This is a genomic window from uncultured Ferrovibrio sp. (assembly GCF_937960835.1).
GTDB lineage: Bacteria > Pseudomonadota > Alphaproteobacteria > Ferrovibrionales > Ferrovibrionaceae > Ferrovibrio.
In genome coordinates, this window is record NZ_CALGPC010000015.1 from 360,817 (window position 1) to 367,455 (window position 6,639).

Here is a 6,639-nt window from a genome sequence, read left to right on the forward strand (position 1 = left end):
GATTACTCGATGACCTTTGAATTTCTTCGCACAGCTATGCATCCGGCGCAGCGAGAATCGCCGCCCCCAATGGCGATGGCGAGGTTGCGTGCTTGAAAACGGCGCTCAGGTGGCGTTCGACTGGTGCGGCATAGCGGTCGTAATACGCCTGATTGCGCCGCCCCAGACCGTGTTCGGCGCTGAAGCTTCCGGCGTATTTCTCCACCGCTGTCTCGAACACGAACTGCCGCAGCTCCTCGACATTGGCAGGCGTGAACCAGGGCGATCCCTTGGGAATCACCAGATTGAAATGCAGGCCGCCATCGCCGACATGACCGAAATCGCAGACCATGACCTCGGGATAGCGCCGCGCCAGACTGTTGACCATGTCCGCGCGGAATCGCATCACATCGCCGCGGGCGAAACCAAGATCGAAAGCGACTAGATTGCCCGATGCCTTCACGCCCTCCGACAACGCGTGGCGCAGCGCCCACATTTCTTCCGGCTTGCCCAGGAAGGCGTCTGACAGCGGCTGTGAGGAAAGCTCCCATATCTCGCCAAGCACCGCCGTCAAAACGTCGTCCAGCGATTGCTCGCCCGCGCGCAACGGCCAGGTGCGACTCAGTTCCACCAGCAGAACCAGATCCGGGATTTCTCCCCCCGGGAACGGATTCCGCAACGATGGCGCATGGTGCAGAGCGGCGCGGATGGCATTTCCCGACATCGCCTCGAACGCGGTCAGATAGCCGCCCGTCCGCGCTTCGATCTCCTCCAGCAGGATCGCCACATCCGTATCGCTGGACGGCACCAGATAGGCCGTTGCCGATTGCTGGGGCAGCCGTTCGACATTGAACGTGCATTCGGTGATGACGCCGAATGCACCGCCGGTGCCGATGAACATCTGCTTCCAGTCGGCACCGGTATTGTCCTTCCGCAGACCGCAACCGAACCGATGGATGCTTCCTTCAGAATCGGCGAAAACGACTTGCAGACCGAGCGTATTGCGCCGGACATCGCCAAAACGCAGGAAGCGGGAGCCGCCGGTATTGGTGGCCACCATGCCCCCCGCGCCGGGGTCGGCCCCAAGATCGATGGGGAAATACAGGCCGTGCTCCGCCAGCCGCTCGTTGATCTCAGACAGCCGGAAGCCGGCGCTGACGGTTACCGACCGGTTGATGCGGTCCACCTGGAACACCCCGCGCAGCCGGTCGACGCTGAGAATGCCCTGCTGCCCCGTGTGATCCGGAATTGAGCCGTTCACCAGCCCGGTATTGCCGGACTGCGGAATGAGGGCGATTCCATTGGCCGCACAATAGGCAATCACCTTGGACACTTCCTCGGTCGTCGCCGGCCGGGCGACGAACAGGGCGCGCCCCTTGTCTGAGCGCGCGCCCGTCTCGTAAGGGACCATGCCCTCGGGATCCGAGATCAGCCCCTTCTCGCCGAGGATTGCAGCCAGGCGGGTAGTGTGGGGATTGCCCGTGCCGGTCATGCGGCGACGGCCTCCAGCTGCGCCAGGCAACGCTTGATCGAGGCCGCCTCGATCGCCGCGTAATGCTCGAACTCGTTCAGGACCTGCGCACCCAGCGCCTCTTCGAAGAGACGCTGATTGGGGCTGCGGACAAATTCCTGCGCCGGATCGTCGCCCAGATTCGACTGGAAGATTCCGGCGGCGCTGACCGGCAGGAAGTCTTCGTAGATGACGGGCGAGCAGGCAACGGCGCCCGCTTCAACCAGGCGGTCGAGCGTGGCTTCCGAGACCGGGATGTCGCCAACACAGCTGCGGTCGGCAACGCGATAGGTGAAGTAGCCCAGCTTCTCCCGGCGAATGGTGTCCCAGTCGTCGGGGAAATTGCGGAATGCCGCTTCCAGAGCCTTCTGATACTCGGCGGCATTGGAGCCATCCGGCGCCGGGCGGACATCCTGCCGGGCGACATCCAGCAGCCGGTCGTAAAGCGCGCGGCCCTTCGGGGTGAGCGCAACGCCGCGCTGCTCGATTTCGCCGAAACGCGCAGTATGCGCCCCCTGGACCTTGGAACCGTCAGCTTCGACAAAGGAAACCGGCTCGGCAATCGCCTTGAACGAGGTCTGCCGCAGCAGAATCGGGCATTCGCGGGTGGGCGGACCCTCGACGACGGCCTTCGGCGAAATGCCATATTCCGGCATCAGCCGCTGTACTTCATCGATGTCCAGCGTCCGCGGCGTCAGGTGATTGATGTGAGGACCGCGGAAGCAGACGACATCCGCGATCAGGCGATGCGCGGAATGCAACCGGGAATACAGGTCGTGACTGACCCGCGCCGTCGCATGCCAGCGGAAGGTCTCCAGCAGCTCGGCGACAAAACGCTCGGCATCCTGTGCCGAAAGACCGCCCTGGGCTTCCGCCTTGTCGATCAGGGCGATTGCGCCATCGGTGAAGATCTTGCGCTTGGCGAGAATGGCCTGCGCTTCGCTGCGCAGACCCTCGTCACGGATCAGGTCGAGACGCAGTAATGACGTGAAGATGCGGAACGGATTCTGGTTCAGCGAGGCCTGTTCGACAGGGCGGAAAGCCGTCGAATGAACCGGCACGCTCGCTTCGCTCAGGTCGTAATAACCGACCGGAAACATGCCCATGACGGCGAAGGCGCGGCGCATCATCGCCAGTTCGTCGGCGCGGCCGAGGCGGATGGCGCCATGCCGCTCGTCGGACAGGCGCTCCAGGCTGCCCTCGGCCTCAAGTTGTGAACGAAGCTCAGAATTCCGCGATAACGTGCGGGAATTCACGTCCGAGACAAGTTTCAGAAGTACGCCATAGGCGGGTACCTCGTCCCGATACATGGCGGACATCGCCGCTGAGAAAGCCTGACGAATCTGGTCTGGGGAGACGAACGCGTTGGTCATAACCTTACCGTTACTAATTATGAACTTGATGCTTGAACGGCATTATATGGATTGTTATCGCCGGAAGATTGCGAAGTTTTCGAACGAGTTGATTTGGATTCGGAATGACCATCACCCGCCGCCGCACCCTGGACATCGTCAAACTGCAAGCCTTTGAATCCGCCGCCCGCCTCGGCAGCTTCACTGAGGCCGCCCGGGAACTGAACCTCACGCAAAGCGCGATCAGCCGTCAGATCAAGGAACTAGAACACCAGCTCGGCGTGGCGTTATTTGAGCGTATCCGCAAGCGTGTCGTTCTGTCGGGCGCAGGCCGTCGCTTTTTCCCCGAAGCGCGCAAGCTTCTGGAGCAGCTTGAACGGTCGACACTGCGAGTGATGTCATCGCCGCAGGGTACGACGCTGAGCATCGCGACCCTGCCGACCTTCGGCTCGCGCTGGCTGATCCCAAGGCTTCCTGATTTTTTCGAGAAGCATCCGGGTGTCGCGCTTCATCTGTCGTCGCATTCGAAGCCGTTCGATTTCAGCGAGACGCCGCTCGATGGCGCCATTCACTATGGCCAGCCGATCTGGGCACAGGCGACATGCCGCTTCATCTGCCAGGAGGAAATGTTTGTCGTCGCAGCGCCGAACTTCCTCGACCAGCGCAAAGGCTCCGTCCTGGAACAGATCGTCAAAGGGCCGCTTCTGCATCTGGATACGCGCCCCGGCGCGTGGAGCGACTGGCTGACCCTTGCCGGTGCCGATGACTCCGCCGCCTATCGCGGCCATCGCTTCGATCAGTTCAGCATGATCATCGGCGCGGTGCAAAGCGGCATGGGCTTCGGCCTTGTGCCGAAATACCTGATAGAACGGGAACTGGCCGACAAATCGCTGGAAATCGTGTCGGATAAATCTCTGGTGACCGAGAACGCCTATTACCTGGTCGCGCCACTCAGCGAGCAGGAGAATCCTCTGCTCGAATCCTTCTACAACTGGATGATCAGCAAGGTCGCCGAACCGCAGCCAGCGCAGAAGCTGACGAGCAAAGCCGCCTGATCAGGCGCAGCGCCTAGTCGCTCACCAGGGCCGCGGCTTTGGCGTCCAGCACGCGCACCAGATCCGTCGGGTTCAGCCGGACCTGCAGGCCGCGCTGCCCGCCATTGAGATAGACCAGATCGTGCGCGAGCGCCGCTTGCTCGATTACAGTCGGCACCGTCTTCTTCTGTCCGAACGGGCTGATGCCGCCGACCACGTAGCCGGTCGCACGCTCGGCATCCGCCGGCTTCATCATCTGCGCCGACTTTCCGCCGAAGGCCGCAGCGAGTTTCTTCATCGACACTTCCCGGTCGGACGGAACCACCACGCAAACCGGCTTGCCGTCAACGAGCGCCATCAGCGTCTTCAGAACGCGGGACGGATCCTCGCCCAGAGCCTCGGCAGCCTGCATCCCGATGCGGTCGGCATTCGGATCGTAATCGTAGGTATGAATGGTGAAACTGACCCGCTTCTGCTGAAGAAACTGGGTGGCGCGAGTGGTCTTCGACACGGGCTCCTCAATTCATCGCTGCCAAATTAAATGAATGTATAAAATCTTCCCCGCCTCCTGGGATAGAAAAAATCCAGGTAGACTTGGGGCGATTCGCTGCCCGTGTTTGCACCGAGGGCGCCAACAAACCGGCCAGGCTCAAGCTGGAGAAAACAGAATGCTGAACAACCCGCTTTCCCATGGGCTTTGGGAACTGACCGCTCCAGCCGGCCCCGACACGGATTCCCTGACCGGCCATCTGAATGTGGAGGTCGCCGTCATCGGCGGCGGCTATACCGGTCTTTCGGCGGCGCTTCACCTGGCGAAAAGCGGCACCGAGGTCGCGGTCCTCGAGGCCGTCGATTTCGGCTTCGGCGGCGCCGGTCGTAATGTCGGACTGGTCAATGCCGGTATGTGGGTGATGCCGGAAGTCCTGCGCAGTTCGCTCCCCCGCGACTATGGCGATCGCCTTCTCGACCTGCTCGGAAACGGCCCGAAGCTGGTGTTCGATCTGGTCCGCGAACATGAGCTGCAATGCGAGGCAGTGCATGCCGGCACGCTCCACTGCGCCTATGGCAGTAAAGGCTTCGACGAAATCCAAGAGCGCGCCAGACAGTGGCAGGCGCGCGGCGCCCATGTTGAGGTCCTGGACGCGGCAACAGCGGCCAAGAAGCTCGGAACCACCAAATATGCCGGCGCGCTGCTCGATCACCGGGCGGGCACGATCCAGCCGCTCGCCTATGCCAGAGGCCTAGCATCCGCCGCCCAGAAAGCCAAAGCAAAACTTTTCTCCAGGTCGCCGGTTCAATCCGTCGAGCGCGTCAATGGAAACTGGCGCATCCAGACCCCGGGCGGCCATGTCACAGCCGAATGGATCATTCTCGCCACCGACGCATATGGCAGCGGCCCGGGCGATCCTGCCCGGACGGAGCAGGTGCCGTTGCCCTACTTCAACATGGCGACCCGGCCGTTACCGGCCGAATTGCGCCTCCGCATTCTTCCCGGCGGCGAAGGCGCCTGGGACACACAGCTTGTCATGAACTCCTTCCGCATGGATCAGGCCGGACGCTTGGTATTCGGCAGCATCGGCGCATTGCGCGGCACGGGCACCGCGATCCATCAGGCCTGGGCAAAACGCGTGATAGGGAAGATGTTTGCGGGTTTCGGCGAGGTGGAGTTCGAGGCCATCTGGTATGGCACGATCGGAATGACGTCGGACAACCTGCCGCGCTTCCACAAATACGATGAGCGGATGATCGGGTTCAGCGGCTATAACGGCCGTGGCATTGCGCCGGGCACGGTTTTCGGGCGCGTGCTTGCGTCCTATGTGCGGGGCGAAATCCGGGATGCCGATCTGCCGTTACCCGTCACGCCGGTCAAGGCCGCGGCATTCCGGTTTCCAAAGCAGATGTTTTACGAAATAGGCGCTCAGGCCACTCACCTGGTGGATGCCAGGCTGTAGCAGGCCTCATTCAGCCGGATGGCCGTCCGGAAGCGTCACGAAGATCAGGATGCCCAGACTCAGGGCCGAAAAGCGGAATGCGGCCTCGATCCCGTTCCATTCTTTGGACATCCACATGCCGAACCATTCGCCGCCGATAGCCATGAATCCAGCCAGCCAGATCAGAAGACAGGCGGTGAGGCCCAGCACGGCGAAATTCTTGGCCCGGGCGAACGCGGCAGGCGTTGAGATCGCCCTGAACATCCGGACCGCGCCGATCCAGCAAAGGACAGCCGCCAGCGTTTCAAAAGCGATGATCAGGATGTAGGCCGCGTGATGCAGCCCCGGGCTGGTAACCGCCCGGTACCGTATCGTCGTGTCCGGAAACACCGTATCCATGGACAGCACATGCGTGACGAAGGCGAAGTTCGTCCCGTAATCCGTGATGTTGCCAAACGCAACGAGGCTGCCCCACAGGGCCACCGCCGCAACCAGAGTCGTTTTGGAAGTCCGGATAATCGTCATAGCGCATGATGCTCGTCATCCGGCCGGCAAAGCAGCGGTGGCCTGACCCCATAGGGTGGTCCGGTTTCAATCTTAGTTCATGATCGGCCTTGGGGCTATTGCCTGGGCAGATGACGGTGCTGCTCCGCTTGCTGGCGCAGGCCAGATGATGGCCTCGGGTGCCGGTGGCTTGTATCCAAGCGACGAGTGTGGCCTCTCGGTGTTGTAGTACCGCCGCCAGGCTTCGATGATGATCTTGGCCTCGGCGAGGCTGTAGAAGATCTCACCGTCGAGCAGTTCGTCGCGGAGCTTCGAGTTGAAGCTCTCGC

7 protein-coding genes are annotated in these 6,639 nt (G+C 61.9%); 2 read left to right on the top strand and 5 right to left on the bottom strand.

What is annotated here, in order from left to right:
• Nucleotides 1–34: 34 nt before the first annotated feature.
• Nucleotides 35–1,471 carry an FAD-binding oxidoreductase gene (locus tag Q0603_RS15835; protein ID WP_298727427.1) on the bottom strand — a complete coding sequence of 479 codons (1,437 nt, stop codon included), beginning with the start codon at nt 1,469–1,471 and terminating at the stop codon, nt 35–37.
• Nucleotides 1,468–2,862, bottom strand: coding sequence for a VOC family protein (locus Q0603_RS15840; RefSeq protein WP_298727430.1), 1,395 nt, complete (start codon nt 2,860–2,862; stop codon nt 1,468–1,470). The genes Q0603_RS15835 and Q0603_RS15840 overlap by 4 nt, the downstream gene beginning before the upstream one ends.
• Nucleotides 2,863–2,966: 104 nt before the next feature.
• Here Q0603_RS15840 and Q0603_RS15845 point away from each other — a divergent pair, with 104 nt between their 5' ends.
• Nucleotides 2,967–3,896: a LysR family transcriptional regulator gene (locus tag Q0603_RS15845; RefSeq protein ID WP_298727433.1), complete on the top strand. Its 930-nt coding sequence runs from the start codon at nt 2,967–2,969 to the stop codon at nt 3,894–3,896.
• Nucleotides 3,897–3,909: 13 nt separating this feature from the next.
• On the opposite strand, the gene ybaK is transcribed toward Q0603_RS15845, so the two are convergent.
• Nucleotides 3,910–4,386, bottom strand: a complete 477-nt coding sequence (gene ybaK, locus Q0603_RS15850; RefSeq protein ID WP_298727436.1) for a Cys-tRNA(Pro) deacylase — start codon at nt 4,384–4,386, stop codon at nt 3,910–3,912.
• A gap of 34 nt (nt 4,387–4,420) precedes the next feature.
• On the opposite strand from ybaK, the gene Q0603_RS15855 reads away from it, so the two are divergent.
• Nucleotides 4,421–5,827, top strand: coding sequence for an FAD-binding oxidoreductase (locus Q0603_RS15855; RefSeq protein WP_298727438.1), 1,407 nt, complete (start codon nt 4,421–4,423; stop codon nt 5,825–5,827).
• Between the two features lie 6 nt (nt 5,828–5,833).
• Here Q0603_RS15855 and Q0603_RS15860 read toward each other — a convergent pair whose 3' ends face one another.
• Both Q0603_RS15860 and Q0603_RS15865 read right to left on the bottom strand, forming a co-directional pair.
• A complete protein-coding gene (locus Q0603_RS15860; protein ID WP_298727441.1) occupies nt 5,834–6,331 on the bottom strand; it encodes a DUF2165 domain-containing protein in 498 nt (165 codons plus the stop codon).
• A 72-nt stretch (nt 6,332–6,403) separates the two neighbouring features.
• Nucleotides 6,404–6,639, bottom strand: a 236-nt coding sequence (locus Q0603_RS15865) for a transposase (RefSeq protein WP_298727444.1), incomplete at its 5' end; no start/stop codon positions are given.